This is a genomic window from Streptomyces sp. NPDC017529 (assembly GCF_044329785.1).
In the GTDB taxonomy this organism is placed as follows: Bacteria; Actinomycetota; Actinomycetes; order Streptomycetales; family Streptomycetaceae; genus Streptomyces.
The window spans coordinates 680,598-696,013 of the sequence record NZ_JBIRJY010000002.1; the positions used below are offsets into that span (position 1 = coordinate 680,598).

Here is a 15,416-nt window from a genome sequence, read left to right on the forward strand (position 1 = left end):
ACCCGTGGGGGGGGGTGTGGTGGGGTGGGTTTAATAACCGCGCCGCGTCGGGTTCCGTGGGGGGGGGGGGGCGGGGGGGCGGGGGGGCCCCCCCCGCCCCCACGGCCTTTCGCGAGGGACGACGGCCGTTTCAGCAGCCGTTGTAGCCGGCCGTCGGCATGGACAGGCGGCGGTGCACGTGGGACTTCATCGCGGTGGTGTAGACCGGCTCCTCGTAGCCGGCGATCTCCAGCCGGACGCCGGCGGCGAGGCAGCGGTCGGTGAACTCGTCGGCCGACGCGATGGCGTTCTCCAGGGCGCGGCGGTTGGCGGCGACGAACACGTCGACCAGGCCCGCTTCCACGTCCTGCCAGAGCGCGGCGTGGCCGGCGGGCAGTTGGTGCAGGCTGAGGCGGCAGGTCAGGTCGTAGTCACGGGCCTGCGCCCACTGGGTGCACATGGCGTGCTGGCGGCGGTCGTCCACCAGGAACGGGTCGTCGTCCAGCCCCGACAGCGGCATGAGGCAGGCGATCGCCGTCACTCGGACCGAGTTCATCGTGCTCCCCGGGACGTGGCGAGTGTGGGGGTGACGATACCGCCGCGCGCGTACCGGGGTGGAGGGGCGGTGCCGGGCGGTGAGGCGTAGCCGCAGGCGTGGCAGATGGCCCAGCCGTCCTGGTTGACGGCGAGCTGGCCGCCGCAGCGGGGGCACAGCTCGGCGTGCGCGGGGCGCCGGAGGGTGGCGGTCGGGCGGCCACCGGTCCGAGAGACGACCGGGTCGGTGCGCGATGAGTACGCCATGCGGTCTCCAGCAGCCATTTTTGCTCCGCGAAGTTCTGTCTGGGTTCGCTTTGTGAGCAGTTTTCTCCGCACTCTGGATAGCAGGGCCAAGCGCCGCGGCGGAACCGTGCCGTCCGAATCCAGCCAGGTACGGACCTGTCGCGGCGCACGCCGCCCGCCGCCGGGAGCTACGCGCGCCCCAGCGCCCGGGTGACGGTGATCTCCACCATGACCCGGTCGGGGTTGGGCGACGGGACGCGGCCGTACCGCTCGGCGTAGCGCCGTACCGCGTCCGCCACCACGTCGGTGTCCGTACGGATCCGGGCGACGCCCTCCAGGGTGGCCCACCGGCGGCGGGCCACCTGGCACACCGCGACGCGCGCGCCGTCCGCCCCACCGGCCAGGATGTGGGCGACCTTGGCGCTGTCCTTGCGGGTGATGACGCGCGCGATGCGCTGGTTCGCGTCGAAGGTGACACCGACCGGGACGACGTGGGGCGTGCCGTCCGGGCGCAGGGTGGTCAGCGTGCACATCAGGTGCTCGCTCCAGAAGGCGAGGTACTCGGGGGCGAGGTCGTCCAGGTCGTGGGCCATGACCGGAAGAGTAATTGGGGAAACTGTGGGGGCTCGTGCGAAGGGGCTGCAAAGGGACGACGTGGGTGACGTGAAGAAGGCGTGGAGGCGTGGTGAGGGCAGCGTTGGCCTGGGGGTGCGGCGGGCCGGCGGTTCCGGCGCCGCGGCGCCGATGGCCCGCCGAAACCGGGGCAACGGAGGCAGGTCGGCGGCGGTGACCGGGCCGCGGCGGCCGGTCGCGCGGGAGCGGGCGGGCCTCGGTGGCATGGTCCGGAGCGTGGGGGTTCACTCGCAGAAAGGGCCGGAAGACATCCGTACCGCCCACCGGAATCGCCTTGAGTGGAATAGACTCAACTTATCGGACGTTGAGCTGAGCAGGTTCACCCGAACGGGCCGGTGGTGCCGGTCACGCACACGAGCACAAGGAGGAGCGCGCGAGTGGACGCCGAGCTGACCAACAAGAGCCGGGAGGCGCTGAGCGCCGCCAACGAGCGGGCGGTGACGGCGGGGCACGCGGACATGACCTCCGCGCATCTGCTGCTCGCGCTGCTCACCGGCACGGACAACGAGAACGTCATGGACCTGCTGGCGGCCGTCGAGGCGGACGCCGCCGCGCTGCGCTCCGGCGCCGAACGCCAGCTGGCCGGGCAGCCCAGCGTGCAGGGCTCCACCGTCGCCCCGCCGCAGCCCGACCGCGACACGCTGGCCGTCATCGCGGACGCCGCGCAGCGCGCGAAGGAGCTGGGCGACGACTTCGTCTCCACCGAACACCTCCTCATCGGCATCGCCGCCAAGGGCGGCCGCACCGGCGAGCTGCTGGCGCAGCAGGGCGCCACGGCCAAGAAGCTGCTGAGCGCCTTCGAGGACAGCCGGGGCGGCCGGCGGGTGACCAACCCGGACCCGGAGGGCACCTACAAGGCGCTGGAGAAGTTCGGTACGGACTTCACGGCCGCCGCGCGCGACGGCAAGCTGGACCCGGTCATCGGCCGGGACCAGGAGATCCGCCGCGTGGTGCAGGTGCTCTCGCGGCGCACGAAGAACAACCCGGTGCTCATCGGCGAGCCCGGCGTCGGCAAGACGGCCGTCGTCGAGGGCCTGGCGCAGCGGATAGTGAAGGGCGACGTTCCCGAGTCGCTACGCGACAAGCGGCTGGTGGCCCTGGACCTGGGCGCGATGGTCGCGGGCGCGAAGTACCGCGGCGAGTTCGAGGAGCGGCTCAAGACCGTACTGGCGGAGATCAAGTCCAGCGACGGCCAGATCATCACCTTCATCGACGAGCTGCACACGGTCGTCGGCACCGGCGCCGGCGGCGACTCCGCCATGGACGCGGGCAACATGCTCAAGCCCATGCTGGCCCGCGGCGAGCTGCGAATGGTCGGCGCGACGACCCTGGACGAGTACCGCGAGCGCATCGAGAAGGACCCGGCGCTGGAGCGGCGCTTCCAGCAGGTGCTGGTGGCCGAGCCGTCCGTGGAGGACACGGTCGCGATCCTGCGCGGGCTCAAGGGCCGCTACGAGGCGCACCACAAGGTGCAGATCGCGGACTCCGCGCTGGTCGCCGCCGCGACCCTCTCCGACCGCTACATCACCTCCCGCTTCCTGCCCGACAAGGCCATCGACCTCGTCGACGAGGCGGCCTCCCGCCTCCGTATGGAGATCGACTCCTCCCCGGTGGAGATCGACGAGCTCCAGCGCTCCGTCGACCGGCTGCGCATGGAGGAACTGGCGCTCAAGAACGAGACCGACGCCGGCTCCGTCCAGCGCCTGGAGAAGCTGCGCAAGGACCTCGCCGACAAGGAGGAGGAGCTGCGCGGCCTGACCGCCCGCTGGGAGAAGGAGAAGCAGGGCCTCAACCGCCTCGGCGAGCTGAAGGAGAAGCTGGACGAGCTGCGCGGCCAGGCCGAGCGCGCCCAGCGCGACGGCGACTTCGACACCGCTTCCAAGCTGCTGTACGGGGAGATCCCGGGCCTGGAGCGGGAGCTGGAGGAGGCCGCGGCGGCCGAGGCCGAGCAGGAGGCGTCCAAGGAAGGCAAGTCCTCCATGGTCAAGGAGGAGGTCGGCCCGGACGACATCGCGGACGTCGTCGGCTCCTGGACCGGCATCCCGGCCGGGCGCCTGCTGGAGGGCGAGACGCAGAAGCTGCTGCGCATGGAGGACGAGCTGGGCAAGCGCCTGATCGGCCAGGCCGAGGCCGTCCGCGCGGTGTCCGACGCGGTGCGCCGCACCCGCGCCGGCATCGCCGACCCGGACCGCCCCACCGGCTCCTTCCTCTTCCTCGGCCCGACCGGCGTCGGCAAGACCGAGCTGGCCAAGGCGCTCGCCGACTTCCTCTTCGACGACGAGCGGGCGATGGTCCGCATCGACATGAGCGAGTACGGCGAGAAGCACAGCGTGGCCCGCCTGGTCGGCGCCCCGCCCGGCTACGTCGGCTACGAGGAGGGCGGCCAGCTCACCGAGTCGGTCCGCCGCCGCCCGTACTCGGTCGTCCTCCTGGACGAGGTGGAGAAGGCGCACCACGAGGTCTTCGACGTGCTGCTCCAAGTGCTGGACGACGGCCGGCTGACCGACGGCCAGGGCCGTACGGTCGACTTCCGCAACACGATCCTGATCCTGACCTCCAACTTGGGCTCGAACTTCCTGATGGACCCGCTCCTGAAGGAGGACCAGAAGAAGGAGAAGGTCCTGGAGACGGTGCGGTCGTCGTTCCGTCCCGAGTTCCTCAACCGGCTGGACGACCTGGTGGTCTTCCACCCGCTCGGCACCGACCAGCTCCAGCGGATCGCGCGGATCCAGCTCGACCACCTGCAGCGCCGGCTCGCCGACCGGCGGCTGACGCTGGACGTCACGGACCGCGCCCTGACCTGGCTGGCCTGGCTCGGCCAGGAGCCGGTCCTCGACCGGCCGCAGGACGCGCCGGACCTGTCGTACGGCGCGCGCCCGCTGCGCCGCCTGGTCCAGACGGCCATCGGCGACCAGCTCGCCAAGGCGATCCTGGCGGGTGACGTGGTGGACGGCGACACCGTACGGGTGGACGTCGCGCAGGACGGTCAGTCGCTGGTGGTCGGCCCCGTACGGTGAGCGGCGCGGCCCGCGGCGGCGGGCCGCCGTCCGCCGTTCCGCCGCCCTCCGGTCCCGGCCGGTTTTTTAGCCCGCAGCGGAGAGGCGGCGCCGGGCTTGCCAGGACGGGGCCAGGATGGTGAAGGATGGCCAGGACCATACGAAGGGAATTCCACGGTGAGCATCGACCCGTCCTCGATCCCGAATTTCGGGGGCCAGCCCGAACCGCAGCCGGCGGGGCCAGATGGTCCCGTCCTGCCCGACCAGGACCTGGTCAAGCAGCTCCTCGACCAGATGGAGCTGAAGTACGTAGTCGACGACGAGGGTGACCTCGCCGCCCCGTGGGAGCAGTTCCGCACGTACTTCATGTTCCGTGGCGAGGAAGAGCAGCAGATCTTCTCCGTCCGTACGTTCTACGACCGCCCGCACGGCATCGACGACAAGCCGAAGCTGCTGGAGGCGCTCGACGACTGGAACCGCCGGACCCTGTGGCCCAAGGCCTACACCCACACCCACGACGACGGCACGGTCCGTCTGATCGGCGAGGCGTCGATGCTGATCGGCACCGGCGTCGCCCTGGAGCACTTCGTCTCCAGCACGGTCAGCTGGGTCCGCGCGTCGATCGAGTTCGACAAGTGGATCGTCGAGCAGCTCGGCCTGGAGGCCGAGATCGACGGTGACGCGGACGAGAAGCCGGGCGGCGAGGAGGCGTAAGCCCCCCACCGCCATCGGCGTCGCGGGCCCCGGAGCACCTCGCTCCGGGGCCCGTCGCCGTGCCGCCACCGCGGTTCACAGTGGCAGGGGCGCCATGGCCAGCAGATAGACGCCGTACCCGAGGGAGAGCACGGCCAGGGAGCCCACCGTCAGGACGACGGTACGGGGCCGGGCGCGGGCCAGCACGACCGCTGCCGGGACGAGCAGCGGGAAGGCCGGCAGCAGGAAGCGCGGCTTGGAGGGGAAGTAGCCGGTGCCGCCGAGTGCCAGCGCCACCAGCACCACGGTGTAGGCGAGCAGCGGCAGGGGCGGCCGGTCCAGCACCAGCAGGACGAGGAGCAGGATCGATACGGCGACGACCGCCGCGGCCATGGGGTGCACCAGCGGCCCGTCGTGCAGGAACAGCCGCTTCACGGACCGCAGCGTGTCCCGGCCGAAGTCGAAACGGGAGCCCCAGATCTCCTGCACCCGGAAGTAGCCGCGCGGCCCGGCGCCGGTGCGGGCCCCCACCCACAGGACGTACCCGAGCCAGCCGGCGGGGGCGAGCAGCGCCGCGGCCCAGTAGGGCCGGAGGGAGCGGTCCCGCCGAGGTACGGAGACGCTCCGACGGCGTCCCCGCCCCCAGGTCCGCACCGCTGCCGCGACCATCACGGCGGCGGCGACCGCGAGGCCGTTCGGCCGGGCCAGGCCGGCCGCCAGCGCCAGCGCGCCGGCCCACAGCGGGCGGCCGGTGAGCAGGGCGTACAGCGCCCACGCGGCCAGCGCGGTGAGCAGCGGTTCCGTATAGCTCAGCGACTGGATGACGGCGTGCGGCAGCAGGGCCCACAGCACCACCAGGAACGTCCCGGCGCGCCGCCCGTACAGATGCGCGCCGACCGCGAAGATCCCCCACGCGGCCACGGCGGCGGCCGTCCACGCCAGCAGCAGCCCGGCGTTGAGCGCGCCGATCGGCACGACGGCGGACAGGCCGCGGATCAGGCCCGGGTACAGGGGGAAGAAGGCCAGGTCGGCGAGGGCGTCCGGCGGCCACATGTGGCGGGGGGCCGGGGAGCCGTAGCCGTACCGGGCCACGCCCAGGTACCAGTTGGAGTCCCAGGTGGCGCCGAGCAGACTGCGCGGGTGGCGTCCGGTGTGCCACGCCCAGAGTGACGTGCACAGGACGCCCGCGAAGCGGACGGCCGCGAACAGCGCGAGGGCGGGGGCCGCACGGCGCAGGGCGGCCCGGACGTGTACGCGTACGGGGCCGCGCCGTACGTCCGCGGCGGCGGTGCCGACGGTCTCGGCGGTCACGGAACACCTCCGGTACGCGCGCGGCGGTCACACACCGGGCCTCCGCGCGCCCGGCGCACCCCGACACCACGACTCTCGGCGCGGCCCGCCCGTCACGCGACCCCGGTAGGCCGACCGGGTGGCCTCCGGGGGCGCGCGACGGGGCGTGCGGTCAGCGGCCGCGGAGCCGCTCTACCGCCTCCTGGAGGACCTTCTCCTGCTTGCAGAAGGCGAAGCGGACGTAGGGGGCGCCCTGGTCCTGATGGTCGTAGAAGACGGCGTTGGGGATCGCCACGACGCCGACGCGTTCCGGGAGGGCGCGGCAGAAGGCGAAGCCGTCCTGCTCGCCCAGGGGCCGGATGTCGGTGGTGACGAAGTAGGTGCCGGACGGGCGGAAGACGCGGAACCCGGCGGCGGCGAGGCCGTCGGACAGCAGGTCGCGCTTGGCCCGCAGGTCGTCGCGCAGGCCGGTGTAGTAGCTGTCGGGCAGGGCGAGGGCCTCGGCGACCGCGTACTGGAAGGGCCCGGCGGAGACGAAGGTGAGGAACTGCTTGGCGGAGCGGACGGCACTGACCAGCTCGGGGGACGCGGTGACCCAGCCGACCTTCCAGCCGGTGAAGGAGAAGGTCTTGCCGGCCGAGCCGATGGTGACGGTGCGCTCGCGCATGCCGGGGAAGGACGCCAGCGGGAGGTGCTCGCCCTCGAAGACAAGGTGTTCGTACACCTCGTCGGTGATCACGAGGAGGTCGCGCTCGCAGGCGAGGCGGGCGATCTCGGCCAGCTCGGCGCGGTCGAGGACGGTGCCGGTGGGATTGTGGGGGGTGTTGAGGAGGATGAGGCGGGTGCGGTCGGTGATGGCGTCGCGGAGTTCGTCGAGGTCCAGCGCGTACGTGCCGTCCTCGGCGGACGGCCGCAGCGTCACCGGGACGCGGGTGCCGCCCGCCATCGCGATGCAGGCGGCGTAGGAGTCGTAGTACGGCTCCAGCGCGACCACCTCGTCGCCGGGCTCCAGGAGGGCGAGCAGCGAGGCGGCGATGGCCTCGGTGGCGCCCGCGGTGACCAGGACCTCGGTGTCCGGGTCGTACGCGATGCCGAGATGGCCGTAGAAGCGGCTCTGGTGCTCGGCGACGGCGGTGCGCAGTTCGGGGACGCCGGGGCCCGGCGGGTACTGGTTGCCGCGGCCGTCGCGCAGCGCGCGGACCGCCGCCTCCCTCACCTCCGGTGGCCCGTCGGTGTCGGGAAAGCCCTGGCCCAGGTTGATCGATCCGGTGCGGACGGCGAGCGCGGACATCTCGGCGAAGATCGTCGTACCGAACTCCGCGAGGCGGCGGTTGAGCAACGGTCGTGACATGTCCGCCATCCTCCGCCGAACCTCTGGAATTGCTCAACTGTGCTTTGGGGGCGGCGGGGTCCGGGCATGAGCCACGCACCCGGGCGCGACGCGGTGCCGGGTGGTCCGGGCGACCGGAAAAAATCCGGAGTGGATCAGCGCGGATCGGAGAGGGATCGAAGGACACGGAACAGCGGACTCCGCGCCGCACCCGGGACACGGTGCGGGCCGGAGCAGGTGCCTCGCTTCGGGGGACGAAAGGAGAGTGGGGCGATGATGGGGTTTGTGGTCTTCTTCGTGATCTGCGTGGCGGTCGCCGCCCTGGTGGCCAAGGCGGCGCAGGGCCGGGACGGTGGCGGCCGCGGCAGTCTCGGCAAGAGCTCGCAGCACGGCGCCGGCTGGTGGGTGGCCGGCGACCCGGGGCTGGGCGGTCATCACCACGGGGGTCACCACGGCCAGTCCTGCGGCGGTCTCTCCTCGTGCGGCGGTGGCGGGCACTCCTCCTCGTCGTCGTGCGGCGGCGGCGGTGGTGGTGGTGGCTGTGGTGGCGGGGGCGGCTGCTGAGGCTGCCTCAGGCAGGGGTCCCGGGGTGGGCGTCCGGCAGCGTCCGGGGCGCAGTGCGCGGCCTGTTGCTGCCCCGTACACATGCATGCGGCCCATGCAGCTCCGCATATGCGCCGAGCAGGTCCAACACCCGCTGGGCAGTGGGCTGTTGAACAACTGAACTGAGTGGCCCTCTGAGGGATGGAAACCCGGCGAAGATGGGTAAAAACGCTGTGGGCCCCGCTCGTTTCATGATTCCCTCTCTCTAGAGAATCCCAGTTCTCGGACCCCACGTGGGCACGAGCCGGCAGACAGTCGTACACCCTGATCCCGTCTCCGGGGCAGGCCGGCCCACCATCCACTGCGTGCTTGCGGAGCCGACCCATGCTCACGATCCTGAAGACTGCCTACACCGATACCCGCGCATCCGACCTGGCCTGGGCGCTGGGCAGGGAGCCGCTGCCGGCCCTTGCCGTGCTCGACCTCCAACTGGCGGACGCACGCGTCCAGTTGAGACTGCTCGGCGCCTCCCACCAAGTGCTCCTGGAGGAGGAGCAGGGCACCTGCTCCGAGACGGTCGCCTGCATACCCGGCAGCAGTACCCCGCTCCCGCTGGGTGTGGCGAAACGGATCGGTGACTGGGAATACGAGTTCGCCGCCCACGTGGAGACGCTCTCCCACGGCTCGTTCGCCGGCCGCGCGCAGGAGTTGCTCGCGCTGGTCTCCGAACACCCCCACGGCCTTGCCGGAACGTTCCCGGGATCGCCGCACGCGTTCACCGCGATGCTGGCGCAGCGCGAGCACGGCCAGGTGCGCTGGCGCACCTGGCACGCCTACCCGCAGGAAGGGCGCCTGGTCGCGACGCGTACGCGGGTGGGGGTCCGGGTGGCGGCGGCGCTGTAGCCGTACCCCCTCGCGCAGCCCGTACGGCCGGGGCTCCGCGGTGGCGGGTGCCTCGGCGGCCGCGCGGACAAACGGTTCGCCGGGTCCCGGCGCGACGGCCCGCACCGCCTGGCGCTCTTACTGGCTCGCGGCACCGGACGAGTGCCCGTAGTGCTCCAAGTCGCTCGTGTGGGAAGCTCACTACGCTCGTGTGGGTGACATAGGGCGATCCGGGCGTCACGTAGCGTTCACGACATGATCGACCCGCCTGATCTAGTCCGCCGCGGATCCCCGGGCCCGCCGGAGACCAGAAGTCCGGCGCGACTGCCCGTACCCGCCGGGACCGGCCGGCTGCTCGTCCTGGCCACGGTCTTCGTCTGCGCCGCCTGCGGCCTCGTCTACGAACTCGAACTGGTCGCCCTCTCCTCCTACCTGAGCGGCGACTCGGTCACCCAGGCCTCCGTCGTGCTGTCCGTCATGGTCTTCGCGATGGGCGTCGGTTCGCTGCTCGCCAAGCGGCTGCGCTGCCGGGCGGCGGTCGGCTTCGGGGCGCTGGAGGCGGTCCTCGCGCTCGTCGGCGGCTTCTCCGCCATGGCCCTCTACGCCTGCTTCGCCTGGTTCGGCCAGTCCCGCCCGGTGCTGGTCGCCTTCTCCCTGGCCATCGGCGTGCTCATCGGCGCCGAGGTGCCGCTGCTGATGACGCTCATCCAGCGGGTGCGCCGCCAGGACCCCGGCGGCGCGGTGGCGGACCTGTTCGCGGCGGACTACGTAGGCGCCCTGGTAGGCGGCCTGGCCTTTCCCTTCCTGCTGCTGCCGACCCTGGGCCAGGTGTCCGGCGCGCTGCTCACCGGTTCGGTCAACGCGGTGGCCGGCGGCGGGCTGGTGCTGTGGCTGTTCCACCGCGACCTGTCCGTGCGGTCCCGCTGGACGCTCATCGCCGCCAACGTGGTGGTGCTGGCCCTGCTCGCGGCCGGGACGCTGCTGGTGCCCCCGTTCGAGCGGGCCGCCCGCGACGCGGTGTACGGGTCGGCGGCGCGGGTCGCGGTCCGTACCGGCGTCCAGGAAGTGGTGATCACAGGCGGTACGGGGCCGGCGGCCGCGGACGGGAAGGCCGGCGGACCGCTCGGGCTCTACCTGGACGGCCGGCTGCGGGCCGGCGCCGACGACGAGGCCCGTTACCACGAAGGGCTGGTCCACCCGGCCATGGCCGGCGGCCCGCACCGCCGGGTGCTGGTGCTGGGGGGCGGCGACGGCCTCGCCGCGCGCGAGGTGCTGCGCTACCCCGGCGTGGACTCCGTGACGGTCGTCGACCTCGACCCCGGTGTGGTGCGCCTGGCCCGTACCGACCCGGGACTGTCCGCCCTGAACCGGCACGCGCTGGACGACCCGCGGGTACGGGTGGCCACGGGCGACCTGTTCGAGTGGCTCCGGCGGTACGCGGCACAAGCCCGCGACGGCGGCCCCTACGACGTCGTCGTCGCCGACCTCCCCGGGCCCGGCGGCACGGCCGGGGCCAAGCTCTACTCCCAGGAGTTCTACGGCCTCGCCACCCGCGCGCTCGCCGAAGGAGGGCGGCTGGCGGTGCACGCGGGAGCGCACGAGGCCCGGCCCCGCTCGTACTGGACCGTGGACGCGACCGTACGGGCCGCCGGGCTGGCGACCGTCCCGTACCGCATCCCGGGCCGGCACACGGGCCCGACCAGCGGGGCGGAACGCTCCTGCGCCCCGGCCCCCGCCGCCGTCCGGGCCGACCGCCGGGACGCCGCCTGCCGCTGGGGCTTCGTCCTGGCCGCCCGCCGTACGCCGTACCTGGGCCTGGCGCCCGACGCCCCGGCGCTGCGTTCCCTGACCCGTGGCGGACTGCGGGCCGCCGCCCGCGCGACCGCCCGCGACCGCGTCACCGGCCTGCCGCCCTCGACCCTGATGCACCCGCGCCACCTGGACTGATTTCGCCGGGGCCGGCAGGCGCCGCCCGCCCTCCCGCCCCTACGGGAGAAAAATGGTGCCGCACCAGGCACGAGCACCGGGAGGGCTGGGTAGGCTCCCATGCCATGGAGCACGAGGTGTACGTTCCGTTTCCCGTCGAGACCGTACGGCAGGCACTGGCCGAGCCGGAGCGCGTGGCACGCTGCATCCCCGGATGCCAACTCGACGCCGACGCGGACCCCGGCACCCCCGGCGGGCGGCTGCGCCTGCGCATCGGCAGTTCCACCATCACCTACCGCGGCACCCTGACCGTCACGGCCCGCGGCGCCGACACGGTCACGGTCGAGGCCGGCGGCATCGAGTCCCGGGGCGACGGCTCCGCCGAGCTGTCCCTGACCGTACGGCTCGCCGCCCACCCGGACGACACCGGAGCCACGGCCCTGCACTGCGCCGGCACGGTCACCAGCACCGGCCGCCTCGCCGAGGCCGCCCCCCAGACGGCCGAGTCCGCCGCCCGCCGCCTCCTGGACCGCTTCGCGGCCAACCTCGCGGCGGACCTCGCCGACGAACCACCGCAGGACCGGCCCGCCGAGCCGCAGCCCGCACCCCCCGCCCACGCGACACCGGGCGTCTTCGACTCCGAGGTCCCGCCCCCTTCGCTCGACCCGCTCGCCGATGCCGACGACCAGGACGGTGCCGCGCCCGCCGAGGCCGCGCACGCGCGCCGCACGATGATCGGGCGCAGCGCCGAAGAGGTCGACCACGCCCCGCCGCGCGGCCGGTACGCGCCCGTTCCCGCGCCGCAGTCGACGACCACCTCCGCCACCCTCCGCTGGGCGGCCCCCGCCGCGGCCCTCGCGCTGGCGTCGGCGGTGGTGGTGGGCCGGGTCCTGCGACGCCGCCGCTGACAGACCGGCACGGGCCGCGGACGACACCGGCCCCGCCGCGCCGTGGCGGCGCGCCGACGCCCCGTTAGGGTCGGACCGTGAGTGACAACGACACGCGAAACGCCCCGCGAGGGCAGGTGCGGCTGGCCGCAGGCGACACGGAGCTGACCGTCGACCCGGCCAACGGCTGCCGGCTCGCAAGCCTGCGCACCGGCGGCACGGAACTGCTCCGGCAGGGCGCCAAGTACGGCAGCTTCCCCATGGTGCCGTGGTGCGGACGCATCGAGAACGGGCGCTTTCGCAACGGCGGCGAGGTGCACCAGATGCCGGTCAACTCCCCGCCGCACGCGATCCACGGCACCGGCCGCAACGTCGCCTGGAAAACCGCGCGCGCGGACGCCACCAGCGCCGTGTTCACCTACGACCTCCTCGACCCGGCCGCCCTACCCTGGCCCTACCCGGGACGCGTCACCCAACTGGTCGAGCTGGCCGCCGACGGCACCTCGCTCACCCTGACGATGGGCGTCGAGGCGAGCGCCGACTCCTTCCCGGCCCAGGCCGGCTGGCACCCCTGGTTCCTGCGCAGGCTGGACGGGGACGGCGAACCCGTACGGATCGACTTCACGGCCGCGTGGCAGGAGGAGCGGGGCGAGAACCACCTGCCCACCGGGCAGCGGACCGACCCGCGTCCCGGCCCTTGGGACGACTGCTTCGGCATGCCGGACGGCGTGGACGTCACCCTCACCTGGCCGGGCCGGCTGGAGCTGAACGTCGCGAGCCGCGCCGAATGGGTGGTCGTCTACGACGAGCAGGAGGAGGCGGTCTGCGTCGAGCCGCAGTCCGGCCCGCCGAACGGCCTCAACACGCTGCCGCGCCTGGTCACGCCCATCGAACCGCTGGAGATCTCCACCACGTGGTCCTGGCGCCCCCTGTCCTGACCACCGGCGTCCGGCCGGGCCCCGGTACACGTTCTAAGCTCGTCGGCATGACTGACGACGTACGCGGCGATCTGCTGCAGCAGATCAAGGACAAGGCCGTGGTCCACGGCAAGGTGACGCTCTCCTCCGGCAAGGAGGCCGATTACTACATCGACCTGCGCCGGATCACCCTCGACGGTGAGGCGGCGCCCCTCGTCGGGCAGCTGATGCTGGACATCACCGCCGACCTGGACTACGACGCGGTGGGCGGGCTCACGCTCGGCGCCGACCCGGTCGCGACCTCGATGCTGCACGCCTCCGCGGCGCGCGGCCGGCGGCTGGACGCGTTCGTCGTACGCAAGGCGCAGAAGACGCACGGCATGCAGCGCCGCATCGAGGGCCCGGACATCAAGGGCCGCCGGGTCCTGGTGGTCGAGGACACCTCCACCACCGGCGGCTCGCCGCTGACCGCCGTCGAGGCGGCACGCGAGGCGGGCGCCGAGGTGGTGGCGGTCGCCACGATCGTGGACCGCGGGGCGGAGTCGGCCATCGCCGGTGCGGGTCTGCCGTACATCACCGGCTACCAGCTCGGCGACCTCGGCCTCGCCTGAGCCGCCTGCGGCGCTGACCTGCGGTTACCTTCGAGGGGCGGCCGGTTTCACGTGAAACCGGCCGCCTCTGCGCGGGCGCGTGGCGTGTACGGGATGTGGAGCAACCGGCCAAGTCTGGGAAGATGAGCTACGGCGATGTCGTCGCCCCCTGGTCAGGGCCAAGAACGCACACCCGCACATCACAAGGAGCGGACAGATGCCCATCGCAACTCCCGAGGTCTACAACGAGATGCTCGACCGGGCGAAGGCAGGCAAGTTCGCCTACCCGGCCATCAACGTGACCTCGACGCAGACTCTGCACGCAGCGCTGCGTGGTTTCGCCGAGGCCGAGAGCGACGGCATCATCCAGATCTCCACCGGCGGTGCGGAGTTCCTGGGCGGCCAGTACAACAAGGACATGGTGACCGGCGCGGTCGCGCTGGCGGAGTTCGCGCACATCGTGGCCGAGAAGTACGACGTGACCGTCGCGCTCCACACCGACCACTGCCCCAAGGACAAGCTGGACGGCTACGTCCGCCCGCTGCTGGCCGTCTCCGAGCAGCGTGTGGCCAGGGGCCAGAACCCGCTGTTCCAGTCCCACATGTGGGACGGCTCCGCCGAGACCCTGGCCGACAACCTGTCCATCGGCCAGGAGCTGCTGGCCAAGGCCGCCGCCGCGAAGATCATCCTTGAGGTCGAGATCACCCCGACCGGTGGCGAGGAGGACGGCGTCACCCACGAGATCAACGACGAGCTCTACACCACCGTCGACGACGCGCTGCGGACCGCCGAGGCGCTGGGCCTGGGCGAGAAGGGCCGCTACCTGCTCGCCGCCTCGTTCGGCAACGTGCACGGCGTCTACAAGCCGGGCAACGTCGTGCTCCGCCCCGAGCTGCTGAAGGACCTCCAGGAGGGCGTCGGCGCCAAGTACGGCAAGTCCTCGCCGTTCGACTTCGTCTTCCACGGCGGCTCCGGCTCCACGGAGCAGGAGATCGCCACGGCGCTGGAGAACGGCGTCGTGAAGATGAACCTGGACACGGACACGCAGTACGCCTTCACGCGGCCGATCGCGGACCACATGTTCCGCAACTACGACGGCGTGCTGAAGGTTGACGGCGAGGTCGGCAACAAGAAGACCTACGACCCGCGCAGCTGGGGCAAGCTGGCCGAGGCGGGCATGGCCCAGCGCGTCACCGCAGCCTGCGCGAACCTGCGCTCCACCGGCACCAAGATCAAGTAGTCACTGGCCGGCTTTAAGGCCCCACGTCCCACTGGGCGTGGGGCCTTTCGCGCTTCGCGCGGTTTGCGCGTTTGGTCCGGTGGGTGGCGGGGCCGGGGCCCCGCAGGGGTCTCCCTCCCCCCGGCCGGAGGCTGGGGGAGAGTCACCCCCCTACGCGGCCCCGACCGCACCACAAACCAGCGCACCCCCGCGCGACAACACAAACCGCGCGCGCAGCGCGACACCGCACCACCGCAGGGGCTGAGGTGCATACGTGCCCACCCCCCTGGGAGGCTATGGCTATGGCCATTCACGAAAATCTCCTCGGGGGCCCGCCCCCGACCGAACTGCCCGACGACCCCGAGCCCCGTGAGCTCCTCGCTTCGGGGGCGGCGCCGACCGATGTGGCGGCGAAGTACCCGACCTCCTCGCTGGCCTGGGCGCAGCTTGCCGATGACGCGTTCCAGGCGGGGCGTACGGTCGAGTCGTACGCGTATGCCCGTACGGGATACCACCGCGGTCTGGACGCTTTGCGCCGGGCCGGATGGAAGGGGCACGGGCCGGTGCCGTTCGAGCACGAGCCGAACCGTGGCTTCCTGCGTGCCCTGCACGCCTTGGCGCGTGCGGCGCACGCGATCGGTGAGCAGGCGGAGTACGAGCGCTGCACGACGTTCCTGCGGGAGTCGTCGCCGACCGCGGCGGACACCCTTTCGTAGGGCGCTGAGCTGCGTTTCCGGCTGACGGCCGGAGT

At 72.6% G+C, this 15,416-nt stretch carries 15 protein-coding genes; 10 read left to right on the plus strand and 5 right to left on the minus strand.

Annotated features, from left to right (window positions below):
* Nucleotides 1–130: 130 nt before the first annotated feature.
* The 3 genes from ACH4K4_RS06820 to ACH4K4_RS06830 form a co-directional block, all read right to left on the minus strand.
* Nucleotides 131–535, minus strand: coding sequence for a hypothetical protein (locus ACH4K4_RS06820; protein ID WP_398165287.1), 405 nt, complete (start codon nt 533–535; stop codon nt 131–133).
* On the minus strand, nt 532–780 hold the full coding sequence (locus ACH4K4_RS06825; RefSeq protein ID WP_398165289.1) for a hypothetical protein: 249 nt from the start codon (nt 778–780) through the stop codon (nt 532–534). Before ACH4K4_RS06825 ends, ACH4K4_RS06820 begins: the two co-directional genes overlap by 4 nt.
* Nucleotides 781–947: 167 nt before the next feature.
* Nucleotides 948–1,352, minus strand: a complete 405-nt coding sequence (locus tag ACH4K4_RS06830) for a pyridoxamine 5'-phosphate oxidase family protein (RefSeq protein WP_398165290.1) — start codon at nt 1,350–1,352, stop codon at nt 948–950.
* Between the two features lie 417 nt (nt 1,353–1,769).
* On the opposite strand from ACH4K4_RS06830, the gene clpB reads away from it, so the two are divergent.
* Both clpB and ACH4K4_RS06840 read left to right on the plus strand, forming a co-directional pair.
* Nucleotides 1,770–4,409 (plus strand): ATP-dependent chaperone ClpB, encoded by a 2,640-nt coding sequence (clpB, locus tag ACH4K4_RS06835; RefSeq protein ID WP_398165291.1) that lies wholly within the window; start codon nt 1,770–1,772, stop codon nt 4,407–4,409.
* Nucleotides 4,410–4,565: 156 nt separating this feature from the next.
* Nucleotides 4,566–5,102, plus strand: a complete 537-nt coding sequence (locus tag ACH4K4_RS06840; RefSeq protein ID WP_398165293.1) for a YbjN domain-containing protein — start codon at nt 4,566–4,568, stop codon at nt 5,100–5,102.
* 75 nt (nt 5,103–5,177) lie between these two features.
* Here the strand turns inward: ACH4K4_RS06840 and ACH4K4_RS06845 are convergent, their stop codons facing one another.
* Entirely contained in the window at nt 5,178–6,392 is a 1,215-nt protein-coding gene (locus tag ACH4K4_RS06845) for a hypothetical protein (RefSeq protein WP_398165294.1), read from the minus strand.
* A 151-nt stretch (nt 6,393–6,543) separates the two neighbouring features.
* A complete protein-coding gene (locus ACH4K4_RS06850) occupies nt 6,544–7,722 on the minus strand; it encodes a pyridoxal phosphate-dependent aminotransferase (protein WP_398165296.1) in 1,179 nt (392 codons plus the stop codon).
* A 252-nt stretch (nt 7,723–7,974) separates the two neighbouring features.
* On the opposite strand from ACH4K4_RS06850, the gene ACH4K4_RS06855 reads away from it, so the two are divergent.
* From ACH4K4_RS06855 to ACH4K4_RS06890, 8 genes are all read left to right on the plus strand, one after another.
* Nucleotides 7,975–8,265 (plus strand): hypothetical protein, encoded by a 291-nt coding sequence (locus ACH4K4_RS06855; RefSeq protein ID WP_398165297.1) that lies wholly within the window; start codon nt 7,975–7,977, stop codon nt 8,263–8,265.
* 363 nt (nt 8,266–8,628) lie between these two features.
* On the plus strand, nt 8,629–9,147 hold the full coding sequence (locus tag ACH4K4_RS06860; RefSeq protein WP_398165298.1) for a DUF2617 family protein: 519 nt from the start codon (nt 8,629–8,631) through the stop codon (nt 9,145–9,147).
* A 234-nt stretch (nt 9,148–9,381) separates the two neighbouring features.
* Entirely contained in the window at nt 9,382–11,073 is a 1,692-nt protein-coding gene (locus ACH4K4_RS06865) for a polyamine aminopropyltransferase (RefSeq protein ID WP_398165299.1), read from the plus strand.
* 104 nt (nt 11,074–11,177) lie between these two features.
* Nucleotides 11,178–11,960, plus strand: coding sequence for an SRPBCC domain-containing protein (locus ACH4K4_RS06870; protein WP_398165300.1), 783 nt, complete (start codon nt 11,178–11,180; stop codon nt 11,958–11,960).
* 77 nt (nt 11,961–12,037) lie between these two features.
* Nucleotides 12,038–12,877, plus strand: coding sequence for an aldose 1-epimerase (locus ACH4K4_RS06875; RefSeq protein WP_398165302.1), 840 nt, complete (start codon nt 12,038–12,040; stop codon nt 12,875–12,877).
* A 47-nt stretch (nt 12,878–12,924) separates the two neighbouring features.
* On the plus strand, nt 12,925–13,467 hold the full coding sequence (gene pyrE, locus ACH4K4_RS06880; RefSeq protein ID WP_398165304.1) for an orotate phosphoribosyltransferase: 543 nt from the start codon (nt 12,925–12,927) through the stop codon (nt 13,465–13,467).
* A 196-nt stretch (nt 13,468–13,663) separates the two neighbouring features.
* On the plus strand, nt 13,664–14,686 hold the full coding sequence (gene fbaA / locus ACH4K4_RS06885) for a class II fructose-bisphosphate aldolase (protein ID WP_360138505.1): 1,023 nt from the start codon (nt 13,664–13,666) through the stop codon (nt 14,684–14,686).
* A gap of 281 nt (nt 14,687–14,967) precedes the next feature.
* Nucleotides 14,968–15,381: a DUF3151 domain-containing protein gene (locus tag ACH4K4_RS06890; protein WP_398165305.1), complete on the plus strand. Its 414-nt coding sequence runs from the start codon at nt 14,968–14,970 to the stop codon at nt 15,379–15,381.
* Nucleotides 15,382–15,416: the final 35 nt, after the last annotated feature.

Bases quoted from the DNA above. Each gene is read 5' to 3' on its own strand.
- ACH4K4_RS06850 (WP_398165296.1), bottom strand. From the start codon at position 7,722: ATGTCACGACCGTTGCTCAACCGCCGCCTCGCGGAGTTCGGTACGACG.
- ACH4K4_RS06870 (WP_398165300.1), top strand. From the start codon at position 11,178: ATGGAGCACGAGGTGTACGTTCCGTTTCCCGTCGAGACCGTACGGCAG.
- ACH4K4_RS06830 (WP_398165290.1), bottom strand. From the start codon at position 1,352: ATGGCCCACGACCTGGACGACCTCGCCCCCGAGTACCTCGCCTTCTGG.
- ACH4K4_RS06890 (WP_398165305.1), top strand. From the start codon at position 14,968: ATGGCCATTCACGAAAATCTCCTCGGGGGCCCGCCCCCGACCGAACTG.
- pyrE (WP_398165304.1), top strand. From the start codon at position 12,925: ATGACTGACGACGTACGCGGCGATCTGCTGCAGCAGATCAAGGACAAG.
- ACH4K4_RS06820 (WP_398165287.1), bottom strand. From the start codon at position 535: ATGAACTCGGTCCGAGTGACGGCGATCGCCTGCCTCATGCCGCTGTCG.
- fbaA (WP_360138505.1), top strand. From the start codon at position 13,664: ATGCCCATCGCAACTCCCGAGGTCTACAACGAGATGCTCGACCGGGCG.
- ACH4K4_RS06865 (WP_398165299.1), top strand. From the start codon at position 9,382: ATGATCGACCCGCCTGATCTAGTCCGCCGCGGATCCCCGGGCCCGCCG.
- ACH4K4_RS06855 (WP_398165297.1), top strand. From the start codon at position 7,975: ATGATGGGGTTTGTGGTCTTCTTCGTGATCTGCGTGGCGGTCGCCGCC.
- ACH4K4_RS06860 (WP_398165298.1), top strand. From the start codon at position 8,629: ATGCTCACGATCCTGAAGACTGCCTACACCGATACCCGCGCATCCGAC.
- ACH4K4_RS06825 (WP_398165289.1), bottom strand. From the start codon at position 780: ATGGCGTACTCATCGCGCACCGACCCGGTCGTCTCTCGGACCGGTGGC.